The 25,102-nt window shown below is 63.6% G+C and carries 21 protein-coding genes; 8 read left to right on the top strand and 13 right to left on the bottom strand.

What is annotated here, in order from left to right; translation table 11 throughout:
* The first annotated feature begins 60 nt into the window (after window positions 1-60).
* From UP06_RS11780 to UP06_RS11770, 3 genes are all read left to right on the top strand, one after another.
* Window positions 61-1,557, top strand: coding sequence for a sigma-54-dependent transcriptional regulator (locus UP06_RS11780; RefSeq protein ID WP_045002740.1), 1,497 nt, complete (start codon window positions 61-63; stop codon window positions 1,555-1,557).
* 346 nt (window positions 1,558-1,903) lie between these two features.
* Window positions 1,904-4,108 (top strand): L,D-transpeptidase family protein, encoded by a 2,205-nt coding sequence (locus UP06_RS11775; protein WP_045002739.1) that lies wholly within the window; start codon window positions 1,904-1,906, stop codon window positions 4,106-4,108.
* 271 nt (window positions 4,109-4,379) lie between these two features.
* A complete protein-coding gene (locus UP06_RS11770) occupies window positions 4,380-6,017 on the top strand; it encodes a peptidoglycan L,D-endopeptidase MepK (protein WP_045002738.1) in 1,638 nt (545 codons plus the stop codon).
* A gap of 15 nt (window positions 6,018-6,032) precedes the next feature.
* On the opposite strand, the gene UP06_RS11765 is transcribed toward UP06_RS11770, so the two are convergent.
* The 3 genes from UP06_RS11765 to UP06_RS11755 form a co-directional block, all read right to left on the bottom strand.
* The gene (locus UP06_RS11765; protein ID WP_050031604.1) at window positions 6,033-6,452 is read right to left on the bottom strand and encodes a hypothetical protein; all 420 of its coding nucleotides are present in this window, start codon (window positions 6,450-6,452) and stop codon (window positions 6,033-6,035) included.
* A 61-nt stretch (window positions 6,453-6,513) separates the two neighbouring features.
* Window positions 6,514-6,786: a DUF2312 domain-containing protein gene (locus UP06_RS11760; RefSeq protein WP_007596286.1), complete on the bottom strand. Its 273-nt coding sequence runs from the start codon at window positions 6,784-6,786 to the stop codon at window positions 6,514-6,516.
* A 199-nt stretch (window positions 6,787-6,985) separates the two neighbouring features.
* Window positions 6,986-7,288, bottom strand: a complete 303-nt coding sequence (locus UP06_RS11755; RefSeq protein ID WP_045002737.1) for a DUF1244 domain-containing protein — start codon at window positions 7,286-7,288, stop codon at window positions 6,986-6,988.
* Between the two features lie 165 nt (window positions 7,289-7,453).
* Between UP06_RS11755 and UP06_RS11750 the strand changes: the two genes are divergently transcribed.
* A complete protein-coding gene (locus tag UP06_RS11750; protein ID WP_045002736.1) occupies window positions 7,454-8,038 on the top strand; it encodes a DUF1036 domain-containing protein in 585 nt (194 codons plus the stop codon).
* Window positions 8,035-9,471 (top strand): pyruvate kinase, encoded by a 1,437-nt coding sequence (gene pyk / locus UP06_RS11745; protein WP_045002735.1) that lies wholly within the window; start codon window positions 8,035-8,037, stop codon window positions 9,469-9,471. Before UP06_RS11750 ends, pyk begins: the two co-directional genes overlap by 4 nt.
* Window positions 9,472-9,948: 477 nt before the next feature.
* Here the strand turns inward: pyk and UP06_RS11740 are convergent, their stop codons facing one another.
* The 4 genes from UP06_RS11740 to UP06_RS11725 all read right to left on the bottom strand — a co-directional run bounded on the left by UP06_RS11740 (window position 9,949) and on the right by UP06_RS11725 (window position 13,361).
* Window positions 9,949-10,764: a hypothetical protein gene (locus UP06_RS11740; RefSeq protein WP_045002734.1), complete on the bottom strand. Its 816-nt coding sequence runs from the start codon at window positions 10,762-10,764 to the stop codon at window positions 9,949-9,951.
* A gap of 136 nt (window positions 10,765-10,900) precedes the next feature.
* On the bottom strand, window positions 10,901-11,581 hold the full coding sequence (locus tag UP06_RS11735) for a TetR family transcriptional regulator (RefSeq protein ID WP_045002733.1): 681 nt from the start codon (window positions 11,579-11,581) through the stop codon (window positions 10,901-10,903).
* Window positions 11,582-11,729: 148 nt separating this feature from the next.
* Window positions 11,730-12,956, bottom strand: coding sequence for a glycosyltransferase family 87 protein (locus UP06_RS11730; protein WP_045002732.1), 1,227 nt, complete (start codon window positions 12,954-12,956; stop codon window positions 11,730-11,732).
* 240 nt (window positions 12,957-13,196) lie between these two features.
* Window positions 13,197-13,361 carry a Flp family type IVb pilin gene (locus UP06_RS11725; protein WP_045002731.1) on the bottom strand — a complete coding sequence of 55 codons (165 nt, stop codon included), beginning with the start codon at window positions 13,359-13,361 and terminating at the stop codon, window positions 13,197-13,199.
* 397 nt (window positions 13,362-13,758) lie between these two features.
* On the opposite strand from UP06_RS11725, the gene UP06_RS11720 reads away from it, so the two are divergent.
* A complete protein-coding gene (locus UP06_RS11720; protein ID WP_045002730.1) occupies window positions 13,759-15,276 on the top strand; it encodes a hypothetical protein in 1,518 nt (505 codons plus the stop codon).
* A gap of 11 nt (window positions 15,277-15,287) precedes the next feature.
* The gene (locus UP06_RS11715) at window positions 15,288-17,093 is read left to right on the top strand and encodes a hypothetical protein (RefSeq protein ID WP_045002729.1); all 1,806 of its coding nucleotides are present in this window, start codon (window positions 15,288-15,290) and stop codon (window positions 17,091-17,093) included.
* A 731-nt stretch (window positions 17,094-17,824) separates the two neighbouring features.
* On the opposite strand, the gene UP06_RS42010 is transcribed toward UP06_RS11715, so the two are convergent.
* A complete protein-coding gene (locus tag UP06_RS42010) occupies window positions 17,825-17,977 on the bottom strand; it encodes a hypothetical protein (protein WP_245305455.1) in 153 nt (50 codons plus the stop codon).
* Between the two features lie 111 nt (window positions 17,978-18,088).
* Here UP06_RS42010 and UP06_RS11705 point away from each other — a divergent pair, with 111 nt between their 5' ends.
* A complete protein-coding gene (locus UP06_RS11705) occupies window positions 18,089-19,276 on the top strand; it encodes an acyltransferase family protein (protein ID WP_197087188.1) in 1,188 nt (395 codons plus the stop codon).
* Window positions 19,277-19,354: 78 nt separating this feature from the next.
* On the opposite strand, the gene UP06_RS11700 is transcribed toward UP06_RS11705, so the two are convergent.
* From UP06_RS11700 to ybgF, 5 genes are all read right to left on the bottom strand, one after another.
* A complete protein-coding gene (locus tag UP06_RS11700) occupies window positions 19,355-20,554 on the bottom strand; it encodes an ABC transporter substrate-binding protein (protein WP_045002727.1) in 1,200 nt (399 codons plus the stop codon).
* A gap of 237 nt (window positions 20,555-20,791) precedes the next feature.
* Window positions 20,792-21,178: a DUF3052 domain-containing protein gene (locus UP06_RS11695; protein WP_245305454.1), complete on the bottom strand. Its 387-nt coding sequence runs from the start codon at window positions 21,176-21,178 to the stop codon at window positions 20,792-20,794.
* Window positions 21,179-21,218: 40 nt separating this feature from the next.
* Window positions 21,219-23,141, bottom strand: coding sequence for an ATP-dependent zinc metalloprotease FtsH (gene ftsH, locus UP06_RS11690; protein WP_007596301.1), 1,923 nt, complete (start codon window positions 23,139-23,141; stop codon window positions 21,219-21,221).
* A gap of 266 nt (window positions 23,142-23,407) precedes the next feature.
* Window positions 23,408-24,526, bottom strand: coding sequence for a tRNA lysidine(34) synthetase TilS (gene tilS, locus UP06_RS11685; RefSeq protein ID WP_045002725.1), 1,119 nt, complete (start codon window positions 24,524-24,526; stop codon window positions 23,408-23,410).
* Between the two features lie 65 nt (window positions 24,527-24,591).
* The coding region (ybgF, locus tag UP06_RS42005; RefSeq protein WP_045002724.1) for a tol-pal system protein YbgF at window positions 24,592-25,102 on the bottom strand (511 nt) is incomplete at its 5' end.

Below are 25,102 nucleotides of genomic sequence, written 5' to 3'. Positions count from 1 at the left end.
ATCGGCTTCGGCGAGAGTGCCCCGATTCGAGACAGATAGTTGTAGCGTGCGGGGAACACCATGGCTGCCAGTATTTTGATTGCCGATGACGACGCCGTGGCACGCCGTCTGGTCGAGAACATGGTGCAGAAATGCGGCTATGAGACGATCGTCGTGGAGTCCGGCGACGCTGCTCTCACCGTCCTTACCGCCCCCGATGCACCGGCAATCGACGCCGTGATCCTCGATCTCGTGATGCCCGGCCTCGACGGCATGGGCGTGCTGGCGAAAATCCGCGAAGCCGGCCTGACCGTGCCTGTCATCGTGCAGACCGCTCATGGCGGCATCGACAATGTGATCTCGGCGATGCGCGCAGGCGCAGCCGACTTCGTGGTCAAGCCGGTCGGCGTGGAGCGGCTCCAGGTCAGCTTGCGCAACGCCCTCAACGCCTCCGCGCTCAAGGGCGAATTGCAGCGCATCCGTCACAGCCGCGAGGGCCGGCTGAGCTTCTCCGACATCATCACGCGCGCCGAGGCGATGGCGCCGGTGATGCGCGCAGCGCAGAAGGCTGCGAACTCATCAATTCCCGTGCTGATCGAAGGCGAGTCCGGCGTCGGCAAGGAGATGTTCGCGCGCGCCATCCACGGCAGCGGCGAGCGCAAGGCGAAGCCGTTCGTCGCGGTCAATTGCGGCGCGATCCCCGACAACCTCGTCGAGTCGATCCTGTTCGGCCACGAGAAGGGCGCCTTCACCGGTGCGACCGAGCGGCATATGGGCAAGTTCGTCGAGGCCCATGGCGGCACGCTGTTCCTGGACGAGGTCAGCGAGCTGCCACTGAGCGCGCAGGTCAAGCTGTTGCGCGCGCTCCAGGAGGGCGCAGTGGAAGCGGTCGGCGGCCGCAAGCCTGTGAAGGTCGACGTCCGCATCATTTCCGCGACCAACCGCAAGCTTCTGGAGCGGGTGAAGCAGGGGCATTTCCGCGAGGACCTGTTCTACCGCTTGCACGTGCTGCCGCTGACGATCCCCTCGCTGCGGGCCCGGCGGGAAGACGTCCCGCATCTGCTGCGGCATTTCCTGGCGCGCTTTGCCGCCGAGGAGAACCGCGCGATCACCGGCATCAGCGGCGAGGCCGTGGCGCACCTTGCCCAGCTCGATTGGCCCGGCAACATCCGCCAGCTCGAAAACGCGGTCTACCGCGCCGTGGTCATGAGCGAAGGCGACCAGCTCGGCCTCGATGATTTCCCGCTGCTCGCCTCGCATCCGCATTCCGCAACGGACATTCCGACCGCGCCGCTGATGATCGAGCCGATCGCGGCGCCGACCATGATCTCGGGTAATGAAATACCGATAGCGCCGCTCCCCTCGTCAGGAACCCTCGCCATGCTGACCGCGACCGGCGATGTCCGTTCGCTGGAGGATATGGAGAACGAGATCATCCGCTTCGCAATCTCGCATTACCGCGGACAGATGTCCGAAGTCGCGCGCCGCCTCAAAATCGGCCGCTCCACCCTCTATCGCAAACTCGACGAAGCCGGCGTGCACGGGCATGGCGGGAAAAGCGGCGAGGAGACGCACTGAACCGCACTGTGAATGGCGGTTTGCCTGACGGTGCGATGTGCCCTTAAGCCGTTCGGATGACGGAAGAATCCAAGCCGTTGGGGAACCGTGACTTGGAAGTGACAGCGAGGGGGAAAAGCGCGTGCGAGAGGCGCACAATCCGTTGCAAAGCGGCCTTCTTGAAGTCAGTTTGTCGTGAGTTGTCCCGGGTAGCGCTGGCTGCAAAATCGGGGCCTGTATATCGTCTGCGTAAGAATCGTTGCGTGCAGGCGTGCAACTTTCGAGAGGCCGGCGCGGTTTTGCCGAAGCTGAAGACGATAAACAAAGCTGTTCCACGAGGGACAGTTCACCCGAGGGGTGTGACACAATGCGTGACTGTTTGAACCACCGTGCAGGCTTTGACCGCGTTTTGATGACGGTCGCGGCGACCTTCCTCACGGTATCGGCCAGTTCAGCCCTGGCGCAGGATCAGGCGCGCAGCAATGCCGCCGAGCTCGCGATCGAAGCCGCGATCCCGCGCCCCGAGCCCGCAAACGTTCCGCCCCCGACCGCCTCAGACATCAAGCTCGACACCACCGCCACGGTGCAGGACGCCCCGAAGGATGCAGCCAAGGAGCCCGTGAAGGCCGAAGCTGCTGCCCCGGCCCCCGAGAAAGTCGAGACCAAGCCCTCCGACGTCGCCACCACGCCGCCCGCAGCCGACGCGCCGAAGAGCGAGACGGCCAAGACGGAGCCCGCGAAAGCCGAGCCGGCCAAATCTGAACCGGCCAAGGCTGATACTGCCGCAGCACCGGCTGCTCCCGCAGCACCCGCCGCAGCAGCGACCCCGGCCGCCGAGCCGGTGAAGGCCGCGAGCAACGTTCCGGCCGCCGACCAGCCGGTCGCCGACAAGCTCAAGGACGCCCTGGGCGCCAAGACCTCGCGCTATTTCGACCGCAAGAACGAGCGCGCCGCCGTCGAGAAGTTTTATGGTTCGCGTGACTACGCGCCGGTCTGGACGCAAGGCGGCAGCCTCACCGCTGCGGCCAAGGGCGTGATCGCGCGGCTGAAGGACGCCGCCTCCGACGGCCTCAATGCCACCGACTATCCGGTGCCGGATTTCGCCGCCGCCACCACACCCGATGCGCTTTCCGATGCCGAGCTGAAGCTCACCGCCAGCATGTTCGACTATGCGCGCCAGGCGCAGAGCGGCCGCATGCACTGGTCGCAGGTCAGCGCCGACATCCTCTATCCCGAGCATCCGGTCGATCCGAGCGACGTGCTCACCAAGGTCGCGACCGCGGCCGACGCGTCGGCTGCACTCGACAGCTACAACCCGCCGCAGAAGCTCTACAAGGAGCTGAAGGCGAAGCTCGCGCAGCTCCGGGGCCAGGGCGAAGGCCCGGTGGTCGAGATCACCGACGGCCCGGCGCTGAAATACATCCCCGCCAAGGGCAAGAAGCAGGCTGAGGTCGTGGTGGAAGATCCGCGCGTGCCGCAGCTTCGCGCCAAGCTTGGCATCACCGAGAACGCCAACGACGACCGCTATGACGCCACGGTCGCCGAAGCCGTGCGAAAATTCCAGGACGGCGCCGAGATCAAGGCGACCGGTGTGCTCGACGCGCCGACCGTGAAGGCGCTGAACAGCCCGAAGCGCGACAAGCAGATCGACACGGTGCTGGTGAACATGGAGCGCTGGCGCTGGCTGCCGCGCGACCTCGGCGTGCCCTCGCTGGGCGATGCTTATGTCATCCTCAACATTCCCGACTACACGCTGAAGGTGATGCAGCGCGGCCAGCAGGTCTGGACCACCCGCGTGGTCACCGGCAAGCCGGGCCAGCACGCCACGCCGTTACTGACCGAGACGATGAAGTACATCACGGTCAACCCGACCTGGAACGTGCCGCCGTCGATCGTCTATGGCGAATATCTGCCGGCATTGCAGCAGGACCCGACCGTGCTTCAGCGCATGGGACTGAAGCTCGAGCAGAACCGCGACGGCTCGGTGCACATCTCGCAGCCGCCCGGTGAAGCCAACGCGCTCGGCCGCATCCGTTTCAACTTCCCGAACAAGTTCCTGGTCTATCAGCACGACACGCCGGACAAAAACCTGTTCGCCAAGGACGAGCGCGCCTTCAGCCATGGCTGCATGCGTGTTCAGTATCCGGATCAGTACGCTTCGGTCCTGCTGAACATCGCCCTGCCGGGTGAGAAGTATACGCCGGAGCGCGTACGCAGCATGTACGGCTCGGGTGAAGTCGACCTGAAATTCCCGACCCCGATCCCGGTCAACATCACCTACCAGACCGCGTTCGTGGATGACGGCGGCAAGCTGCAATTCCGCAAGGACGTCTACGGCCGCGACGCGGTCATGAACAACATCCTGAAGAACAGCCGCGGCAAGGACCTCGAAAACGTCGTTGCGCATTCGCAGCCGAGCTATTCGCGTCCCTCGACGACGCTGCCCGCCGGCGTGGCGGTGGCCAACAATGGCGGCTCGTCCGGGCCGAACTTCTTCGAGCGGCTGTTCGGAGCGCCGAGCCCGCCGCCGGCTCCGGTCGGCCGCAAGCCGCAGCGGGTGTTCACCCGCTGAGCCAGACCGGACGCCTTGTTTCCTGAAATTCTTCAATAAAATCAGCGGCCCCGCCCCCTGGGCGGGATCGTTTAACGTTAACCATTCTCCACCCGCACCCGAGCAGTGGGCGTTTTTTCGCCACACTCAACCGCTTAGGTTTGTATTCTGACTTGGTTTGGGGGCGGGAAGGTAAACCTCCAATTAACCTTCTCGCTTTAACAAAGCGTTCATCCTCTTTCGCGCGCTAGCGGGGTTGGCGGGAGAGTCCATTTGAACGCTCGTCGACTGGGTGGGCTCATACGTGCTGGCTGGTTTCGCACGCCAATTCGCTGCGTTGTCGTTGTCCCATGCGGGAGTGAAGGTCGGATCTCGGATCGGCCTCGCCTCGCTGGTGTTGCTTGCGGCTGCCGGCTCGGTCCATGACGCCGCGGCGCTGAACGAAACCAAGACGCTCTCGTTCCACCACACCCATTCCGGCGAAGACCTCACCGTCACGTTCAAGCGCGATGGCCGCTACGACGAAGCGGCGCTGAAGACACTCAATCACTTCCTGCGCGACTGGCGCACCCAGGACGAGACGGTGATGGACCGTCACCTCTTCGACATCCTCTGGGAAGTCTATCGCGACGTCGACGGCAAGCAGCCGATCCAGATCATCTCCTCCTATCGCTCCCCCGCCACCAACGCCATGCTCCGCCGCCGCTCCTCGGGCGTCGCGCGCTTCAGCCAGCACATGCTGGGACATGCGATGGACTTCTACATTCCGAACGTGCCGCTGGAGCAGATCCGCTTCGCCGGCCTGCGGCTGCAGCGCGGCGGCGTCGGCTTCTACCCGACCTCCGGCTCGCCCTTCGTGCATCTCGATACCGGCAGCATCCGGCACTGGCCGCGCATGACGCATGACCAGCTCGCCCGCGTGTTCCCGGACGGCCGCACCGTCCATGTCCCGACCGACGGCACGCCGCTGAAGGGTTATGAACTCGCCAAGGCCGACATCGAGCGGCGCGGCGATGGCGATGGCGCCGCAACCGTCGGCAAGCCGAGCTTCCTCGCCGCTTTGTTCAAGGGCAAGTCGGCCCCCGCCACCAGCAGCGACGAGGATGACGAGGGCGCACCCGCCGTGGCCGAGAAGCCGGCGGCGCCCGTCGTGGTCGCAGCCACCACAAAACCCGCCGATCCGGTCCCGACGCCGCGCGCCAAGCCGCAAGTCGCCGCCACGTTCCAGCTCGCGTCCGCCGACATGCAGATGGTTGCGCCGCCCAAGCCAAAGCCCGCGCCTGTGGCTGACAAAGCGGCTGCCGGCAAATCTGCCGACAACAAGCCAGAGACCCCGGCCGACATCATCAATGCTCGTGGCTTCTGGGATGCTCCGGCCACGCCGCAGCAGGCGACGCCGGCCCAGGTCGCAGCCCTGAGGGCGCGCCAGGCGCTCGCAGCCGCCACCGATCCGCAGCCGACCGCGAGCGTCTCCAACGCGGCCTACCAGGCGCTGGCCTACGCGCCGGCTGCCGCCTCTCCGGTTGACCGGGCCAATGTCGTCGCCGCCTCCGCGCCGATCCCGCGCGCACCGCGACCCGTGTCCGCAGCGCGCAATTCGGCGCCGGCCACCGAGATCAACACAGTGGTCGCCAAGAGCACCGACGGCGTGGTCGCGACCGCAACCCGGCTCTCCGCGGCCAAGGGCGAGAGCATCTGGCTCAAGATCGTGATGCTGTCGCCGAGCGCCAGCCGCGCGATGTCGGTCACGCTGATGGGCGAGCTCGATATGGTGGCGATGCGCGCCTATTTCGTCAAGCCGCAGACCGTCGTCGCGATGGGCTTTGCCGACGATCCGATGCAGGGCCTGTCCTGCGACAGTTTTTCGGGCAGCGCCACCGCCAAGCTCGAGACGACGTCCTTCGTCGTGCGCACCGCCGCGCTGCGCTGACGTCTTCAAGCGCTGCTAGCGCTTCCGCCGCCGATCCAGATGATACGTCAGCGCCAGCGACAGGCAGACCGTGAGCTCCTGCTTCGGCAGCGCGCCGGCGACGCTCAGCAATAACGCCCGTGTCTGCCGATATTCGAACTGATCGGGAAAGCGCTCGCGAAAAGTGTCGACCAGCGTCGTCTTGCAGTTGAACAGGATGGCGGGGTGCTCGCTGTCCTTCACGCGCCCGAGCCGGATCGTGGAGCCACTGCCGGTCTCATCGGTGAGATAAGCAGGCTCGCCCCATTTCAGGGTTTCGGTGAGCCGGCCGACCTCGTCATGCGCAGCCGCCGTCGCGAAGATCAGCGCACGCACTTGAAGCAGCCGCTTGCCGATCGGCGCCGGAAGAGCGTCGAAGGCACGGCTCACCTCACGCGGCGGCGGCGGCACAGTCACGACGTCTCTCCCGACTCAAACTCTGGCTCGTCCTGGCTTTCGCAGGACGACAGCACTGGCCTCAGATCATTCCCAGCGCCTGCATGTAGGTCTCGAGAATCGTCTCGGCCTCGGCGCGCTCGTTGGGGTCCTGCTTGCGCATGCGCACGATGGTGCGCAGCGCCTTGACGTCGTAGCCGTTACCCTTGGCTTCCGCGAAGACGTCGCGGATGTCGTCGGAAATCGCCTTCTTCTCTTCCTCCAGCCGCTCGATGCGCTCGATAATGGATTTGAGCTGGTCCTTGGCAAATTTCGTCGCGGGCTCATCGTCGCGAACGGCGGCGGAGGTGGCCATCTTGGTACTCCCAATGGAACTGGCAAAACGAGGTGACGCCGGCATCCTCACCGCGCGTGCTGCCTGACCCTTAGGGTTGGCAGCCTCCGCGTTCAAGGCAACATCGCGCTCGTCCACAGCGCGCCCACACCTTCCTGCGGGAAAGCCAAGAAAGCTGAAGAAAGCTGTTGTGTGGTGCGACTCAACACGCCCAGGCCGATTAGTGCCCGGGATGGACCTTCTTCATCGCTTCGAGTTGCTCGGACGTGGCGGCGCCCTGATGTTTTGCCTTCCAGGTCTCGTAGGGCATGCCGTAGACGGCCTCCCGGCTGTCGTCCTTGCTCAGGGCAACGCCTTGCGCGTCGGCGGCGTCCTTGAGCCAGTTGGACAGGCAGTTGCGGCAGAAGCCGGCCAGATTCATCAGATCGATGTTCTGGACGTCGGTCCGCGTCCGCAGATGCTCGACCAGGCGCCGGAAAGCGGCAGCCTCGAGCTCCGTTCTGGTTTTGTCGTCGATTGCCATAGCTGGACCCCTTGGCTCAGACCCGATGTCACCCTTACGGGATCAGGTGGGGTCCCGTCACAGATTTTGCCATATCGCAGCGCAAACGGAGTCGAGGCCGGCCCGGACCGGGTTCCGCTGCCCTCTACGCCAAATCGTCAATGATCTGATATAGCTTCCGCGACAATGATCGCCGAATCTCCCCGCCTCGCCCTCCGCCTGCTTGCCCGGTTCGCCCCGGTGCTGGTGGTTGCCCTGTTCTGTCTCTCGAGCAGCCCCGCCGCCGCGGACTTCCGCCTCTGCAACAACACCTCGAGCAGGGTCGGCATTGCGCTCGGCTACAAGGACGCCGAAGGCTGGACCACCGAGGGCTGGTGGAACATCTCGTCCCGCTCCTGCGAGACGCTGCTCAGGGGCACGCTGGTCGCCCGCTACTATTACATCTATGCGATCGACTATGACCGCGGCGGTGAATGGTCCGGCCAGGCCTTCATGTGCTCGCGCGACAAGGAATTCACGATCCGTGGCACCGAGGATTGCCTGGCGCGCGGCTATGACCGGACCGGCTATTTCGAGGTCGATACCGGCGAGCAGCGGGCCTGGACGGTCCAGCTCACCGACGCCAACGAGCAACCCGCGCAGTCGCGCGTGCCCGGCATGCCCGGCCCGGTTGGCCCGGGTGGTGGCGTTCCGGGTTTGCCCAACGGCCCGCCCGGTGCTACGCCCCCGGGCTCGCCCGGCCTGCCACCCCCGCCTGGAAATAAGCCATGAGGCGCCTTCGCCGTATCAAGATTCTCGCGACCCTGGGACCCGCTTCTTCAGATCTCGCGATGATCCGCCGCCTGTTCGAGGCCGGCGCCGATCTGTTCCGCATCAACATGAGCCACACCCCGCATGACAAGATGCGGGAGTTGGTGGCGACGATCCGCAATGTCGAAAGCAGCTACGGCCGCCCGATCGGTATTCTGGTCGATCTCCAGGGACCGAAGCTCAGGCTTGGCGCCTTCGCGGAAGGCGCGGTCCAGCTCCAGAACGGCCAGTCCTTTACGCTCGATTCCGACAAGACGCCGGGCGACGCCACCCGCGTCAATCTCCCGCATCCGGAGATTTTGGCCGCGCTGCGGCCCGGCCATGCGCTGCTGCTCGACGACGGCAAGGTGCGGCTGATTGCGGAAGAGACCACGAAAGAGCATGCGGTCACCCGTGTCGTGGTCGGCGGCAGGATGTCCGACCGCAAGGGCGTCAGCCTGCCGGACACCGATCTGCCGGTCTCGGCGATGACATCGAAGGACCGCGCCGACCTCGAGGCCGCGCTGGTCACCGGCGTCGACTGGATCGCGCTGTCCTTCGTGCAGCGCGCCGACGACGTCATCGAAGCCAAGAAGATAATCCGCGGCCGCGCCGCGGTGATGGCCAAGATCGAGAAGCCGCAGGCCATCGACCGCCTCGCCGAGATCATCGAGGCCTCCGACGCGCTGATGGTGGCGCGCGGCGACCTTGGCGTCGAGATGCCGCTGGAGCGCGTGCCGAGCCTCCAGAAGCAGATGACGCGGATGGCGCGCCGCGCCGGCAAGCCGGTGGTGATCGCAACGCAAATGCTGGAATCGATGATCCAGTCGCCGGTGCCGACCCGCGCCGAAGTCTCCGACGTCGCCACCGCCGTCTATGAAGGCGCCGACGCCATCATGCTGTCGGCGGAATCGGCAGCCGGCAAATTCCCGGTCGAGGCAGTCTCGACCATGAACCGTATTGGCGAAGAAGTGGAGCGCGACCCGATTTATCGGGACGTCATCATGGCACAGCGCCCCGCGCCGGAATCCACCGCCGGCGATGCCATCGCGGACGCCGCGCGGCAGATCGCCGAGACGCTCGACCTGCCCGCTTTGATCTGCTGGACCAGCTCGGGCTCGACCGCGGCGCGCGTGGCGCGCGAGCGGCCGAAGCCGCCGATCGTGGCAATCACGCCGAACATCACCGCCGGACGTCGCCTCGCGGTGGTCTGGGGCGTGCATTGCGTGGTGGCCGAAGATGCGCGCGACCAGGACGACATGGTGAGCCGCGCCGGCCAGATCGCATTCCGCGACGGCTTCGTCCGCGCCGGCCAGCGCGTGATCATCGTCGCCGGCGTGCCGCTCGGCATCCCCGGCACCACCAACATGGTGCGCATCGCCTCCGTCGGCCCCGAGGGCAACCCGGATATCTGATCTCCCGCGAGGCCCTTCGACAAAAAAGTCGAAAACAACCCCATGCACAGTAGCCGCGGCTGCGGGATCAATGACTTACGCGAGTGACGGTGCCGTTTGACTCGTCGGGCAAAACAGGGGCATTGTATCATCTTCGGAAAATCCGTCGGAAGTGTTGCCGGGGCTGCCCATGTCGGACCGCTAGTCCTGGCGTCGCCCGAGCACAGAGCACTTTCTGTCATCCGCCTGTAGCGATCGGAGCCTGCGCGATATCCCAAGCTTGGGGCCACAGGCGAAACGCCTTCGCTGCCTTCAGCTCGCTTGATCTCCTTCAATTTGAACGCCGTCGCAAACCGACGGATCTTCATTTTTGCTACCACAGGTCATCCTAAAAATGAGCCTGTCACTGCAATTACCGTGTCTCACTTACGGGGTGCAGTCCAACTGCTTGTCTCCGCATTAATTGCAGAGCTTTGCAGCAATTTACAGAGGTCACAGCTACTTCAGATTCTGGGCCTGCTGAGAAGCCCCAAACGATGCAGCGATAGCGTCGAATAGCTCAATGTAAGTCCGGATTCCGAGAATACATTCGTCGGGATCAACAGATGCCCAATACAATCGGCTTCCGCAAATGAGCCGGTCAAACGCTTCATTCCCTCCCATTTCAAAAACACATTCTGGATCACTCTCATGGAATATCCGAAAAACCAGGGGAGCTCCCACCCGCTGGGGGTCGCCGCCGAGGTCTAGGCCAACTTCGAAGATAAGGCCACAACCCAGATTCTTATGCCAACGGTTACGGCGACGCTTGAATGCGAGCGCAACACAGAACTCATCAACAAAAGGAACGATACCCCGCTTTTTTCCGGTCCATCCTGTCGTCTGGATTCCCAGACGTGTGCACTCGCGCTTCTGTAACTCTTTTCGAAAGGCTATGTCTTTATCTCGAAACTCCCGATCGCTCCATGCTCTTTTGAAATGATCGAGCAAGCCTTTGATGAGAGGCCCATTCGGAACAGCGGGGTCGGCGAAATCCCTCCGAGCAAACAGATCATCCAGAAAGGCAGAGCGATATCGCGGCTCAATGAGGAATCTCCTGAGGTCCGAATGCACCTTTCCGATAGATCGCATCGTCTCCATCGCTACCTCATCCCAATAACGATTGAGCAAATCCGCCTGGCTGGCTCCGCAGAACTCGATCATCCTGTTCTGCCAAGCGGCCGGGATCAGGAAGCCACGTGCCTCGAAGGCACGCTGAGTCGGAACCCGGCCTGGCCAGCTTCCTAAAACATCAAAAATGGGATGATCGCCCATTCGTGCGATCTCATGGAATTGCAAAACGTATCAGAGGCGACAGAAAGGCGGCGCCATGCGCGGTGGATTGAGCGAAGCCGTTGATACGTCGGGCCGATCAGACCGCGAGGCGCACCGGGCCTAGATCAGGCTCGGCTCAGGCTCCGACCAGCGCTTTCGCGGCCGGCAACAGCGTCTGCTGCACCACCAGGCCGCGGGCGCGGGCGTCCATGACGCCGACGGCGCGCAGTGCGAGCAGCGTCACGGTCTGCACGGCATCGCGCATCTTGGCGGGATCTTCGAGATTGTCGGGCGCGAGCGGCCCGACCAGCGCCTCATGCAGCGCACCGAGCAGCGCGGTCGCGGCGAGCGCGGTGTCCTGCGCCGGCAGATGGCCGGCGCGCACGGCGGCGTCGATCCGGCCAGCGATTTCGCCGGCGATCTCGCGCCGGCTGGCAAGCCTGGAGGCGCTGACGTCGACATCGACCGGCTCGGCCAGAATGCCCCAGGCCAGCCGGCGCTGCGACAGGGTATGGACGGCCACGGTGGTCACGGCGGCCGCCAGCGCCGAGGACGGGCCAGGTGCGGCATCGGCTGCCCGGCGGATCGCCGCGAGCTCGTCGCGGGACACCTCGGAAATCAATTCGGAGATCAGCTCGGCCTTGGAGGGGAAGTAGCGATAGACGGTGCCGGCCGCCACACTGGCCCGGACTGCGACCGGCGCGATCTGCACCGCCGCCATCCCGCCTTCCGCCGCGGCCTCCCTCGCCGCCGCCAGAATGGCGCTGCGCCGAGCCGCAAGACGCTTAACCACTTGATGCGTCCGCCGATAGACCATGGCGCGCTTCCTGTCCCACTCGACGCCAGTCTCACGCCCCCGCGGACCAACGCTTCGTCACCGATTTCGCCGCAAATCGTCCCGCAAGGACTGAACAACTATTCAGGGAGGATGACAAGAAGCAAATGCGCTGACGCTGCTCTGCTGATCACGCTCGTGTAGTGGCGAGCTGCATCGATGCGGCCTCGGCCGAGCGCCACGCTGCGCAACGGCCGAGGATCAACCCGAAGACGATGAGGATCGCCGGGAAGCCCACCGGCTGACCGAGAAACAGGAAGGTCGCGAGCAGCGCGAAGACGAGGACCAGTGCCATCACCTCGTGGCGCGCGAAACCTTCGTCGAGTCCGGCGCGGATGAGAAAGGCAATCGCGATGGCCAGCACCACGAGGTCATACATGAAGAGATACGGTGTCGTGAGCAGCGTTGCCGCCGCAAGCATCGCGGCCTTCAGTGCGTAGGGCAGCCTGCTGCGCCACATCACGACCAGCACGACGGCAACCGCGGCCGTCAACACCCACTGGAATATCCACGCGAGCTGCTCGGTGCCCCCAACATAGCGCACGAACGAGAAGATGCTTTGCATCTTGAACCAGGGCGCGCGGCCTTCGGTGAGGAAGGCCTGCGAGAACATCGGAATCCAGTGGAAGAAGGCCTGCCAGCTTTCGGTACCGAAGGCCAGCCACGACACCGCAGCGATCGCGGCGGCGACGATTGCGGCGGTGACGAGCACCGTCCATTCGGCGGCAGCGATCAGGACCAGTGGAAACAGCAGTCCGTATTGCGGCTTGTAGCTCAGAAGGCCGAGACAGATTCCGGCCAGCACCGGCCGCGTCGGCAACAGGTAGAGCATGCCGCCGATCAGCGACGCCGTCAGGAAACCGTTCTGCCCGACCAGGATGTTGATGAACGCCGCAGGAAATCCAATCGCAAGCACCAGGCCGGCGTTGCGCCCGATGATCGCGCGCATCACCGCGAGATAGGGCAGCATGCTGAAGGCGGCCCAGCCGATGAACGCCGCGGCATAAGGAAACTTCGCCAGGAACGATGCGACGAAGAGGAAGGGCGGCGGATAGTGCCAGGCGAAATGGCCGACGAAATCCTGCTTGAGCAGGTCGAGCTCGACCTGCTTCTGGATGTCCCAATCCCAGGCCTGCGCGGGATGGCCCTCGAGCACCAATTTTCCGGCCGCCCAGACGTTGACGAAGTCGGTCGGGATTCCGCGTCCGTCCGCGCCGAAGATCCACACGTGAGTGAGATAGGCCGACGGAAAATACGCCAGCGTGACGATCGCCAGCACGAAGGAGATCTTGATGAGCGTCGCAGGAACCGCGCCGTGATGGCCGACAGCAGGCGGGATGGACGAGACTTCAGCCATTCGGCTTCCTTTGCGGCTTCCTTTGACGCAACGCAGTGACGCAGGTGCATCCAACCCGTACACCCGAGTGACTTGAAGGAGGCTTAAGCCTGACTGTCGAATGCCGCGCGCCGATCGTTCTTTTTGTTTTGACGCGTTTTCTTGACGCGAACCGGTATCCACTTCGCTCGAAAACGCTTCGGACAAAGCAAAAGAGCCCCGTCAATGACGAGGCTCTTTTTATTCCAGGTTCGTCAGCTCTTACTTGAGGCTGGACGAGATCGAGCCGAACTTGGCGTTCAGCGTGGTGCCGAGGTTGTTGACGACGGTGATGATCGCCAGCGCGATGCCGGCAGCGATCAGGCCGTATTCGATGGCGGTGGCGCCGGATTCATCCTTCACGAAACGCGAAACGAGGTTCTTCATAAACTGCTCCCAAAGAGGACACGAGGCTACAACTGGTCTGGTCTTATTCGGCTTCCCAGCGCCGCCCGACCATGGAACCGAACGTAGGGGCAAAGAATTGCGCCGCAGTTAATTCGGCTGCGTAAACACAGAGCGGTTTGCGTGTATTCGACGATGGTAAACCGAAATATAAAACAATCGGTTAAATTGCGAGGACATCAAGCAGTGCCAGAGCCCTTTCCGTTCCGATGGAATCGGAACGGGCTCTGGGTTCTGGTTTTGACGCGTTTTCTTGACGCGAACCGGCATCCACTTCGCTCGAAAACGCTCTAGCTCCGCCGATTTACTGGAAGTTATAACCGGCCGTGGTCCAATGCCGCCCGCTCGGCCAACAGGACCAAGAACAAGACGAGGCGGCATGTCCCTTTCCTTCACCAACAGCATCGCAGTACAGAGCCGCGCGCGCGCGCTGGTGCCGCTGTGCGTCGGCGCGGGCGCCTATCTCTTCTTCCTCTATATCGGCGACACGCTGCTGCAGGACTCAGACTCGTTCTGGCAGATCAAGATCGGGCAGTGGATCCTCGATCACCACGCCCTGCCCTACACCGACTTCTATTCCTTCACGCGGCCGGGCGCGCCCTGGATCTCGACGTCATGGCTGTCGCAGGTGCTGTTCGCCTTCTCCTATGCGCAATGGGACTGGGCCGGGCCGGTGATCCTCACCGCGCTTGCGATTGCAGCGTCGGCGGCGATCTTCGTTGGTCTGCTCGATGCGCATCTCGAGATGCCGCGCTCCGTGCTGTTCGCGATGCTGGCGGTCGTATTGTCGCTGCATCACATCCTGGCGCGGCCGCATATCCTGGCGCTGCCCGTGATGATCGCGTGGGTCGGTATGCTGATGGCGGCGGCCGACCGCAAGGGCACGCCGTCCTGGTATTGGCTGCCGCTGATGTCGCTGTGGGCGAATTTGCATGGCGGCTTCGTGCTCGGCCTCGCGCTGATCGGCCCGATGGCGCTCGAGGCGATCTGGACTCTCGATTCCTCCGGCAAGCAGGTGCGGCTGCTCGCGCGCTGGTTCCTGTTCGGCGTCGCGGCCATGCTTGCTGCCTGCGTCACGCCCTATGGCTGGCGCACGCTGCTCGGCGCCACCAACATCCTCAATCTCGGCGAGCTGTTGTCGGTCATCTCCGAATGGATGCCGGCGAATTTTGCCACGTTTTCCGCGTTCGAAGGCGCGCTGCTCGGCCTGATCGCAATCGGCCTGTTTCGTGGCCTGACGCTATCGCCGCCGCGCATTCTCCTGATCCTGCTCTTCACCTGGATGGGGCTCACCCATGTCAGGAGCATCGAGGCTTTTGCGTTCCTGGTGCCGCTGGTGCTGGCCAAGCCGCTCGGCGAAAAATCGCCCCTGCCGCAACCTGACGCGCAAGATACCGAGCAAGCCACCGAGAGCTGGCCGGCCCGCTATGTCACCGCTTTGGGTGCGCTGATGATCGCGGCCGCGGCCTGGACCTCGACCTCGATCTACATGTCGCATCATCGCTTCACCTTCACGATGGGCCAGACACCGGTCGCCGCCGTCGACCTGCTCCAGCAGCGCAAGGCGCAGCGCATCTTCAACGCCTACCAATTCGGCGGCTATCTGATCTCGCGCGACATCCCGGTCTTCGTCGACGGCCGCGCCGAGCTCTATGGCGAGAAATTCGTGATGGACTTCTTCAAGGCTGTCGAGGTCAAGAAGCTCGACAATCTGACGCGGCTGCTCGAGGAGTACCAGATCGACGCCACGCTGATGGTCGCCGACGCTCCCGCTGCCCAAGTGCTCGATCACATCAAGGGTTGGAAGCGGCTCTACGCCGACGACATCGCCGTGATCCATGTTCGCGATGACCAGCCGAGTACGGGCAACACGCCCATGCCCGCGCACTCAAATTGAGACGCCGGACAATGTCGCCGCTCATCCCACCGACCGCGCAACGATCGGCCGCGGGGCCGAAGCCTGCGATCGTGCTCACGATGGCTTGGGCGGTGATCGTGGTGGCGCTCGGACTTCCTGCGATCAAGACCGGCGTGTTCGACGCGCTGTCGACCGACGACGCCATGCGTCTGGTCGAAGTGCGCGATCTTCTGGCCGGCCAAGGCTGGTTTGACCTGACCCAATACCGGCTCGACCCGCCCGGAATTGTCATGCACTGGTCCCGCATCGTCGATGCGCCCCTGGCCATGCTGATCCTCTTGTTCCGGCCGCTGCTCGGCCAGCATCATGCCGAAGCGCTCACGCTGGTGCTGTGGCCGTCGCTGTTGATGGGCGCAGCGCTATGGCTCGCAGCGACGATCGCAAGTCAGGCAAGCGCCCCGGCAGACCGGCCGCGGACACTGCTTGCGACGATTCTGGTTACGGCGTTGTCGATTCCTGCCCTGATCCACTTCCGCGCCGGCGCGATCGACCATCACAATCTACAGATCGTGCTGTTGCTCGGCTTTGTGCTCTGCGTCTCCGATCTGGAGCACCATGCAGCCAAGGCGGCTTTGGCGGGATTCCTCGCGGCGCTTTCGCTGTCGGTCGGATTGGAAATGCTGCCCGCCATCGCCGTGGCGAGCGCGGCCGTAGTGGGACTCTTGGTGTGGAAAGGCACTGAAGTCTTGCGCCCCGCCTGCGCCTTTGGTGCAGGCCTTGCCGGGTCGTCACTGCTGCTGGCGCTGCTGCTGCTCCCGATAGACAGTCTCCTCAGGCCGGTCTGTGATGCCTTCGGAGGACCCATCCTGCTCTTGTGCGCGGGCGGCGGCATCGCGCTGCTCGCGGTTGCCGGTGTTAGCCGCCTGCGCGAGTGCTTGTGGACGCGGCTGACGGCGAGCGCGCTCGCCGGTGCGCTCCTGCTGGGCGCATTCTTCAAGTCATACCCGAGCTGCGTTGCGTCGCCCTATGCGCAGGTCGATCCCCTGCTCGTCAGCTTCTGGCTTGGCCGCGTCGCCGAGACCATGCCGGTGACGGAACTGACACAGATGCAGCCACAAAAGCTGCTGGGCTACTATGCTTTTCCATTGCTGACGCTCGGCCTGTGTGTCGCTGCCATGATCGGCTGCACGCCGCAAACGCGCTTTCGCTGGATCGTCTCGACCGTCACGCTCGCAGCGCTGTTCGGCGAGAGCCTGTGGGAATTGCGCGGCGCCGCTGCCGCTAACATCGTTGCCGCCCCACTATGCGTCGTCGGAATTGCCAGGCTTCGCACGAATGTCGTAGCCGGTTGGCGGCTGGTACGTGTGGCGCTGCTCGTGTCGCCCGCCACACTTGGCGGCATCGGTTTTGCGGTCTGGCCGGCGCTCGCCGCCGGCACGGGCGGACAAGAGATCGCGCTCGCTGATCCCGCCGCTTCCTGCCAGACCATCTCCAGCGCCGCGCCGCTCGCCGACCTGCCGCCCGGGCGAGTGATGGCGCCGATCGATTCGGGTCCTGCGATCCTGGCCGCGACGGAACACTCCGTCTTCGCTGGTCCCTACCACCGCAACAATGACGGCAACCTCGTCATGGTGCATACGATGGCGGGAACACCTGAGGCCGCGCGCGAAATGCTCCGCGCACGACAGGTCGACTACATCCTGACGTGCAACCGCTCCTTCGATCAGGAGGATCTCGTCCGCATCGCGCCGGAAGGCCTCGCCGCGCATCTCGGCCGCGGCGAGGCTCCAGACTATCTGGAGCCAGTGCATGCCGTGTCGAAACCCGGCTGGATTGTCTGGCGCGTGCGCAGGTAAGAGAGCGCGAACCACACCTTCCAATCGCCCGTCCGGGCCCATCGCGCTCACCGCGGCGCAGACGCCGGTTGCGGCGGTCGACGCGCCCGGCCTGCTGCGCAGGCTCGACCACAACAGGATCGACGCGACGCTGCTCACCGCGGATTCGCCCGCCGCCCAGATCCTGGATCGCATCAAGGGCTGGAAGCGGGTCCATGGTGACAAGATCGCGGTGATCCATGTGCGGGCAATGCGGAAGGCACGGCCGCTACGACGTCGAAGTGAGACGCAGCTCAAGGAGAGCCGGTCATTCATCTTCGATCACGAAAACAGAAAGGTCCCGATCAGCAGGCCCCCAGCGAAAGCGAGAAGCCCCAAAGTAGAGGCTGAAACGATACGGACGAGGATGCGAACCTGCTCCTCGTACTCCTCTTCTGCCGTCTTGTGGGACTGAGCCGTCATTGCAACTGCCCTGCCATCGCCCAGATCGGTCGAATGTACGCTCGAAATCATGGCCAGCAAGAGGCATTTTAGCCCCGCCACGATACCCTGTTCGTGATCTGGCGGGCATCTCTTCAAGGGGGAGGAGCATTGAAGCCCAAGGATCATTGAAGCCTTCCTTGAGGTCACTGACCCCGCATTAGCCATTAATTCCCCGTCTGCAATTCGCCAAAGTGCTCCCAACTCTTGCCGTTAAAGCACATGAACTGCATCTGATCGACCGGGATGTGGTCGGTCGTGCCGGTGTTGATCTAGATGCTGGGCAACAGCATCGGCAGTTCGAGATCGCGGATCGAAAACGCCTGCTTCAAAATGTTCTCGGCGGAGAGACCATCGCCGCAGGCTTTCAGGACCATCTCCAGCGCCTGCACGCTTGGTCGTGTTCGCTCCGTCGATGCAACCACAGCGACTCTTGTCAGAGGCCTTAAGAGAATTTTAGTTCGCGCCCGTCCAGGTTGTGACCAAGCCCCCCTTCTACGCGGCCCCCTGGCCCGGAAAGGTACTGGATGCGCACCTTGGGTTCCGCCCTGGACGAGCAAGGAGGTTTCGCCCAAGGGTTCGATTTCCTGCGCATATTTTTGGCGGCCGGCATCATCGGCTGGCACACCGCGTGGCTGACCGGGCATGTGGAAACGGCAAAGGCCTCCGCCTTTTGGTTTTCCCAATACATGCTAGTGCCCATGTTTTTTGCTTTAAGCGGATTTCTCGTAGCGGGAAGCAGCATGCGCCTCTCTACGAAAAGCTTCCTGTTGAACCGTGCGGCGCGCATCTTGCCAGCACTCTTTGCCGACATCGTTTTCGCAGCACTTCTAATTGGTCCGCTGGTGACGACACTGCCTGCAAGGCAGTATTTTACGGACGCAAATTTCTTTACCTACTTCCTCAATCTCACGGGCTGGATGCAATACTCCCTTCCGGGTGTGTTTGAGAGCAATCCAAAGCCAGAGGTAAATGGGGCGCTTTGGACGATCCCCTTCGAAATCGGTTGTTACGCCATTATCGCCGGACTGATGATTTCCGGAGCAATCAAACGCCCAGCATTGGTATTACTGTTCACTTACGCCGTTTTGATCGTCGGGACTCCGCTCAGGCTCGCGACATCGTATCTGGTAGGCGATCATGTATCGATTCTCGAAAACCTTGCGATGCAAATCTTCTCTTCCTTCGGGTCATTACTTTGGCCCTCTTTTTTGATCGGAATTGTCCTTTACCAACTGCGGTACTACGTGCCGTTCTCCCGAACGATCGCGATTGGCTTAGTGTGTGTGGCGATCCTGGTGAGCGCGTTTGGCGATGCTGCGGTCTTGCTTAGCAATTCCACGATCGTCTCCATCATGCTTCCGCTCATCGGATATTTGACTGTGATGATTGGGCTTTCGCCGATGCCTCGTCTTCCCGGATTCGGGACCGGTGACTATTCATACGGGCTATATCTCTACCATACGCCGTTCCTCCAATTGCTGATCCACTATTTCCCCGAGGCCTGGATCGGTGACCGATGGTGGACGTTATTTTTTGCCGGGTTTCCACTCACGCTAATGGCAGCCGTGATCTCGTGGCACTTGTTTGAATATCCATCGCTGAAGCTCAGGAGGTCTTTCGTAGTCAAACACCGACCAGAGGGCGGCTTTGGTGGTTTCGAAGATCGTACTCATGCCCCCAACAGCCAATCCGCGCCTCGCACGGCGCCGCTCTCCGGATAGCTGATCAAGTTCATGGACTTTTCATGAGGAGCCCGCCAAAGCGGGCGTCTCGAACCATGCAGGCCTCCGCGTTAGCTATCAATTCCCCGTCTGCAACTCGCCAAAGCGCTCCCAGGTCTTGCCGTTGAAGCGCATGAACTGCATCTGGTCGACCGGGACGTGATCGGTCGCGCTGGTGTTGATCCTGATGCCGGGCAACAGCATCGGCAGTTCGAGATCATGGATCGCGAACGCCTGCTTCAAGATGTTCTCGGTCGAGAGATCATCGCCGCAGGCTTTCAGCACCACCTCCAGCGCCATCGCGCTGTTGTAGGAATTGACGTAGTTGGTGTCGTGCTGGTCGGCCTCCGGCACATATTTCGTCATGAACGCGTGCCAGTCCTTGACGCCGGGATCGTCCTTCCAGGCGGGATCGTCGGGGTCCTTCACGTAGGCGGTGGAGAGAATGCCGGTGCCGGCTTCCAGGCCTGCGGGCTCCATCACGGTCGAGATCCAGACCGCGACATTCGACAGGAAGGTCATCGGCCGCCAGCCGATCTCGAAGGATTTGCGGATCGCTTGGGCCGCGAATTTCGGCGTCGCCGCGATCACGAACACGTCCGCGCCTGATGCTTTCAATTTCACGATCTGGGAATCGATGGTCGGGTCCTGGATCTCGTAGGTCGCATTGGTGACGAGGGCGTCGTATTTCTCGCCGAGCACATCCTTGAGGCCCGCGAGATAGTCGCGGCCGTAATCGTCGTTCTGCGAGATCACGGCGAATTTCGCATTCGGGTTCTTCGCCAGCGCATACCGCGCATAGAGCCGCGCCTCGTAGCGGAACGGCGCCTGCACGCCCATCGTCGCCTGCGGATATTGCGCGATATCGGCGAATTTCGAGGCGCCGGAGCCTATGAAGAGCTGCGGCAGGTTCTTGCTCTGGAGATATTTCGCGATCGCGGTGTTGTGGGCGGTGCCGATCGAGGAGAAGATCAGCGCGACCTCGTCGCTCTCCACCAGCCTGCGGGTCTGCTCGACCGATTTCGGCGGCGCGTAGCTGTCGTCGAGCGAAATCAAATTGACCTTGCGGCCGTTGATGCCGCCTCTGTCGTTCAACATCTTGAAGTAGCCGACCTCGCCCTTGCCGAGCGCGCCAAAGGCGGACACCGGCCCGCTATAGGGCATGGTCTGGCCTATTCTGATTTCGGTCGCGGTGACGCCGCGCATCTCGGCGGCAAGCGACGCGGCAGGTAATAGCAGGATTGAAACGGCGCCAAGCGCGCTCCATGCCAAACGCATCGGCTTCCCCTCCCCTTTGCTGGTGCGATCGCGCCGCACCTTTATTTGAGGGAAGCATGCCACGACATCGGCACTGACTCCACTCATTATAAGTGACAGCTATCGTAGGGTGGGCAAAGCGCAAGCGTGCCCACCACTTCTGTCGCGACTGCCGAGAGATGGCGGGCACGGCGAACGGTCTCGTGTCCCGGACGCGCTGTGAGATGGTGGGCACGGCGCTTCGCGCCTTTGCCCACCCTACTTTGCCTTGCGGTCCTTGACGGGGATCACGAGCTTGAGGCCGGACCAGATCTCGTCGACGGCGCAGATCTTGATATCGACGAGGCCGTTGGCGAGCGCGGTCTCGCGCACCAGGGCTTCCGTCACGTCGGTCACAACGCCTGAAGCCTTCTTTGGCCATGACGCCCAGATCATCCCATTGGGCGCGATCGCCTTGCGGTAGCCGCGCAATTTGGCGGCGAGGCCTTTGGCTTCGGTCGCGAAGACATGCACCATGTCGAGCGGCGCCTTGGCGGTGGTTGCAATCCTCACATCGTCAGGCAATGGACCGACGACATCGGCATAGGCAATTGAGAGGCCATCCACAAAAATACAAAAGCCCGGCTTGATGCCGAGCTTTTGCACTAACGGTTTGCCGGAATAGCCGGCCACGGCGCGAGAGATGTTACGCCTGCGGCTGCGGCTCCAGGCCGGGATCCGGATCGGGCCGCGGGCGCGACTTGCCGGCCGGCGGCACGGCGGAGGCGCGCGGCGTGGTCGGCTCGAGCACGGACTCGCGGTTCGGCTTCTTGCCCTTGAGCAGGTCGATGATCTCGTCGCCGGAGAGCGTCTCGAACTCGAGCAGGCCCTTGGCGAGCGCTTCAAGATCGGCGCGCTTCTCGGTGAGAATGCGCGTCGCTTCGTTGTAGCCCTCTTCGACGAAACGCCTGATCTCGGTGTCGATCTTCTGGACCGTCGCCTCCGAGGCGTTCTGGGTGCGCGACACCGACATGCCGAGGAAAACCTCGTCCTGGTTTTCGCCATAGGACACGGTGCCGAGCGCCTCGGACAGGCCCCAGCGCGTCACCATCATGCGGGCCAAGCGCGTGGCCTGCTCGATGTCGGAGGACGCACCCGAGGTGACCTTTTCGCGGCCGAAGATCAGCTCTTCGGCGACACGGCCGCCCATCATGATGGCGAGACGCGACGTCATCTGTTCGAGCGACATCGACAGCTTGTCGCGCTCGGGCAGCTGCATCACCATGCCGAGCGCACGGCCGCGCGGAATGATGGTCGCCTTGTGGATCGGATCGGTCGCGACGACGTTGAGGCCGACGATGGCGTGGCCGCCCTCGTGATAGGCCGTCAACAGCTTCTCTTCCTCGGTCATGACGAGCGACTTGCGCTCGGCGCCCATCATCACCTTGTCCTTGGCCTCTTCGAACTCGGCCTGCGTCACCATCCGCTTGTTGCGGCGGGCGGCGGTGAGGGCTGCTTCGTTGACGAGGTTCATCAGGTCGGCGCCGGAGAAGCCCGGCGTACCGCGCGCGATGGTCTTGAGGTTGATATCCGGCGCCAGCGGCACCTTGCGGACGTGGACCTTGAGGATCTGCTCGCGGCCGACGACGTCCGGGTTGGGCACCACGACCTGACGGTCAAAGCGGCCGGGACGCAGCAGCGCGGGATCGAGCACGTCGGGACGGTTGGTCGCGGCGATCAGGATCACGCCCTCATTCGCCTCGAAGCCGTCCATCTCGACCAGCAACTGGTTCAGCGTCTGCTCGCGCTCGTCATTGCCGCCGCCGAGACCGGCGCCACGGTGACGACCGACGGCGTCGATTTCGTCGATGAAGATGATGCAGGGCGCGTTCTTCTTGGCCTGCTCGAACATGTCGCGCACGCGCGAGGCGCCGACACCGACGAACATCTCGACAAAGTCAGAGCCGGAGATGGTGAAGAACGGCACGTTGGCTTCGCCCGCGACCGCGCGTGCGATCAGCGTCTTACCGGTGCCGGGTGGTCCGACCAGCAGCACGCCGCGCGGGATACGACCGCCGAGGCGCTGGAATTTGCCGGGGTCGCGCAGGAATTCGACGATCTCCTGGAGGTCCTGCTTGGCCTCGTCGACGCCGGCGACGTCCTCGAAGGTGACGCGGCCATGCGCTTCAGTCAGCATTTTCGCACGCGACTTGCCGAAGCCCATCGCCTTGCCGGCGCCGCCCTGCATCTGTCGCGACAGGAAGATCCAGACGCCGATCAGCGCGATGAAGGGCAGCCAGGAGACCAGCAGCGAGACGAACCACGGCACGTTGTCGCCGGGCGGCTTCGCGGTGATCTGGACCTTGCTGTCATAGAGGCGCTTCACCAGCGTCGGGTCGCTCGGCGCATAGGTCTGGAAGCTGGAGCCGTTGGTGAAGGTGCCGTGGATATCCGGCCCCTGGATCACGACGTCGCGCACATTGCCGCGGTCAACTTCGCTCAGGAGCTGGGAGAAGGCGATGTCCTGCGAGGAGGCGCGCTGACCCGGATTCTGAAAGAGCGTGAACAACGCCAGCAGCAACAAGACAATGATGACCCAGAGGGCGAAATTGCGCAGATTGGCGTTCATCGATCTTCCTTCGTGGTCGCGCGGATCGCGGCCTGATCCTTGGGTCGTTATCTTGGGTCGTTGTTTGTGCAGTACGAGGAAATCCCCAAGGAATCCTCTCTGTTAGACGGATACAATTTAGGTGCCGCCCCGGTCGCTGCCAAGGGAACGAGATGGGACTATTTATCCCATCTTAGAGCGATTCCCGCTGAAATAATGGCGCCGGATTCGGGGTTTTTCCCGCCTGGTTAAGGTGGCCTGACGGCGCGCCACTGAGCCGGCCGGTGTCATGATCCGCCCTTGTCAGCCTTCTTATCAGCCTTCTTGCGCCGCCGGGCCGGCGCCGGCACGACGTGGATACGCCCCCCGGCAAGGCTGATCAAGGCTCCCGCAAGGGTCTGCTTCAGGATGGGACGGCCCTTTGCGGGTGAGCGGCGGGTCCCGGCCATGGTCTGATCAAGGATGGCCTGATCCAGCGCGGCCAGGAGGGTTTCGACCTTGCCGAGTTCCGCCGGTCCCTCATGCCCGAGGGCGTCGATGGCCCGCAGCAGCAGCCGCAGCCGGACCTCCTCCGGCAGGGTGGCGAAGGCTTTAGCCTCGAAGCTTCGTGCGCCCGGGCCATGCGGCGCATCGCCGCGATCCTCAAGACCACGATCCCGAAGGCGAAGGAAGCGCTCGGCGCCGTCGGTCAACACGTCGACCGCCGCGTTGGCCCTGGCGATCCTGCCTGCGAGCCGCACCAGATTACGCGCATCGCCGCCTTCGCTCGCGAGCTGCGGCAACAGCGCGCGCAGCCGCGGCCGCGTAAATGCAGCGTCGCGGTTGGTGGGATCATCGGCAAAGCCGAGCCTGGCCCGCTTCAGGGTCGCGACCAGCTGCGACTTCGGGACATCGAGCAGCGGCCGCGCCAGCACGATGCCGTCGCGCATCGTGACGCGCGCCATCGCCGACAGGCCTGCGATGCCGCTGCCGCGCAACAGCCGCATCAACAGGGTTTCGGCCTGGTCGTCGCGGGTATGCGCGGTCAGCACATGGGTCGCACCGATGGCGCGCGCGGCCTGCGTAAGCAGACGGTAGCGGGCGTCGCGCGCCGCGGCGGGCAGACCCGTCTTCGGCTTTGCACCACGCCAGCGCAGGGTCCGGTGCGTCAGCGCCAGCGCAGTCGCCTGCCGCTTGACCTCGCGTGCCTCGCGCGCTGCCTCCGGCCGCAGGCCGTGATCGACGGTGACGACGACGAGCTTCGGGCCGCGCGCGAGGCTGCGCCGCCAGCGCGCAGCAAGCCACATCAGCGCGACGGAGTCGGGTCCGCCGGAGACTGCGAGCACCAGCGCGGGCGTGTGCTTCAGGTCGGCGAAGAGCCGCCTCGCCTCGCGCACCGAGATTGGTGAGTTGTCGTCGTCTGACATGACGCTGCAATCGTCCGCGGATGGACCGCCTGTTTAGCGCAGCTCCATCGGTCTTGTCAGGCTCGTCAGCACTTCACCCGCTTCTGCTCGCGGTCGACGGCGGCTTTGACGCCGGCGGACGCACGCGGATATTTGCGGCCGACCTCGCCGAAGGCGGCGCAGGCGGCCTCCTTCTCCTTCAGTGCGGCGAGCGACTGGCCAAGCCGCAACAGCGCATCCGGCGCCTTGGCGGATTTGTCGTATTTGGTGGTGACGGCGAGGAAGGCTTCCGCCGAGTCACGATATTGCTGGCGCTGGAAATAGCTTTCGCCGAGCCAATATTGCGCGTCGCCGAGCAGCGGGTCGCTCGGATATTTCTGCGCAAAGCCCTTCATGGTCTGCTCGGCCAGCGCATAATCCTTGCGCTGCATGTAGCCGATGCCGAGGTCGAACTCGTCGCGCGGCGTTGCCGAGGGCGGCAGGGTCGTCACACCGCCGCCGGCAGCCGGCGCCGGATAGCCGGGCTGGGCCGGCGGATAGGCCGGCTGTGCAGGCACTGCTGCCTGCGGATAGCGGCCGCCATTGTTGTTGAGATCG

Origin of the sequence: Bradyrhizobium sp. LTSP857 (assembly GCF_000938285.1) — a bacterium.
Taxonomy (GTDB): Bacteria; Pseudomonadota; Alphaproteobacteria; order Rhizobiales; family Xanthobacteraceae; genus Bradyrhizobium.
Note: the sequence above shows the minus strand (reverse complement) of the source record. Positions and strands in the feature narration are given on the sequence as shown.

Coding starts and splice junctions, on each gene's coding strand:
- UP06_RS11780 (WP_045002740.1), top strand. CDS start 61: ATGGCTGCCAGTATTTTGATTGCCGATGACGACGCCGTGGCACGCCGT.
- UP06_RS11775 (WP_045002739.1), top strand. CDS start 1,904: ATGCGTGACTGTTTGAACCACCGTGCAGGCTTTGACCGCGTTTTGATG.
- UP06_RS11760 (WP_007596286.1), bottom strand. CDS start 6,786: ATGGCCACCTCCGCCGCCGTTCGCGACGATGAGCCCGCGACGAAATTT.
- UP06_RS11755 (WP_045002737.1), bottom strand. CDS start 7,288: ATGGCAATCGACGACAAAACCAGAACGGAGCTCGAGGCTGCCGCTTTC.
- UP06_RS11750 (WP_045002736.1), top strand. CDS start 7,454: ATGATCGCCGAATCTCCCCGCCTCGCCCTCCGCCTGCTTGCCCGGTTC.
- pyk (WP_045002735.1), top strand. CDS start 8,035: ATGAGGCGCCTTCGCCGTATCAAGATTCTCGCGACCCTGGGACCCGCT.
- UP06_RS11740 (WP_045002734.1), bottom strand. CDS start 10,764: ATGGGCGATCATCCCATTTTTGATGTTTTAGGAAGCTGGCCAGGCCGG.
- UP06_RS11735 (WP_045002733.1), bottom strand. CDS start 11,581: ATGGTCTATCGGCGGACGCATCAAGTGGTTAAGCGTCTTGCGGCTCGG.
- UP06_RS11730 (WP_045002732.1), bottom strand. CDS start 12,956: ATGGCTGAAGTCTCGTCCATCCCGCCTGCTGTCGGCCATCACGGCGCG.
- UP06_RS11725 (WP_045002731.1), bottom strand. CDS start 13,361: ATGAAGAACCTCGTTTCGCGTTTCGTGAAGGATGAATCCGGCGCCACC.
- UP06_RS11720 (WP_045002730.1), top strand. CDS start 13,759: ATGTCCCTTTCCTTCACCAACAGCATCGCAGTACAGAGCCGCGCGCGC.
- UP06_RS11715 (WP_045002729.1), top strand. CDS start 15,288: ATGTCGCCGCTCATCCCACCGACCGCGCAACGATCGGCCGCGGGGCCG.
- UP06_RS11700 (WP_045002727.1), bottom strand. CDS start 20,554: ATGCGTTTGGCATGGAGCGCGCTTGGCGCCGTTTCAATCCTGCTATTA.
- ftsH (WP_007596301.1), bottom strand. CDS start 23,141: ATGAACGCCAATCTGCGCAATTTCGCCCTCTGGGTCATCATTGTCTTG.
- tilS (WP_045002725.1), bottom strand. CDS start 24,526: ATGTCAGACGACGACAACTCACCAATCTCGGTGCGCGAGGCGAGGCGG.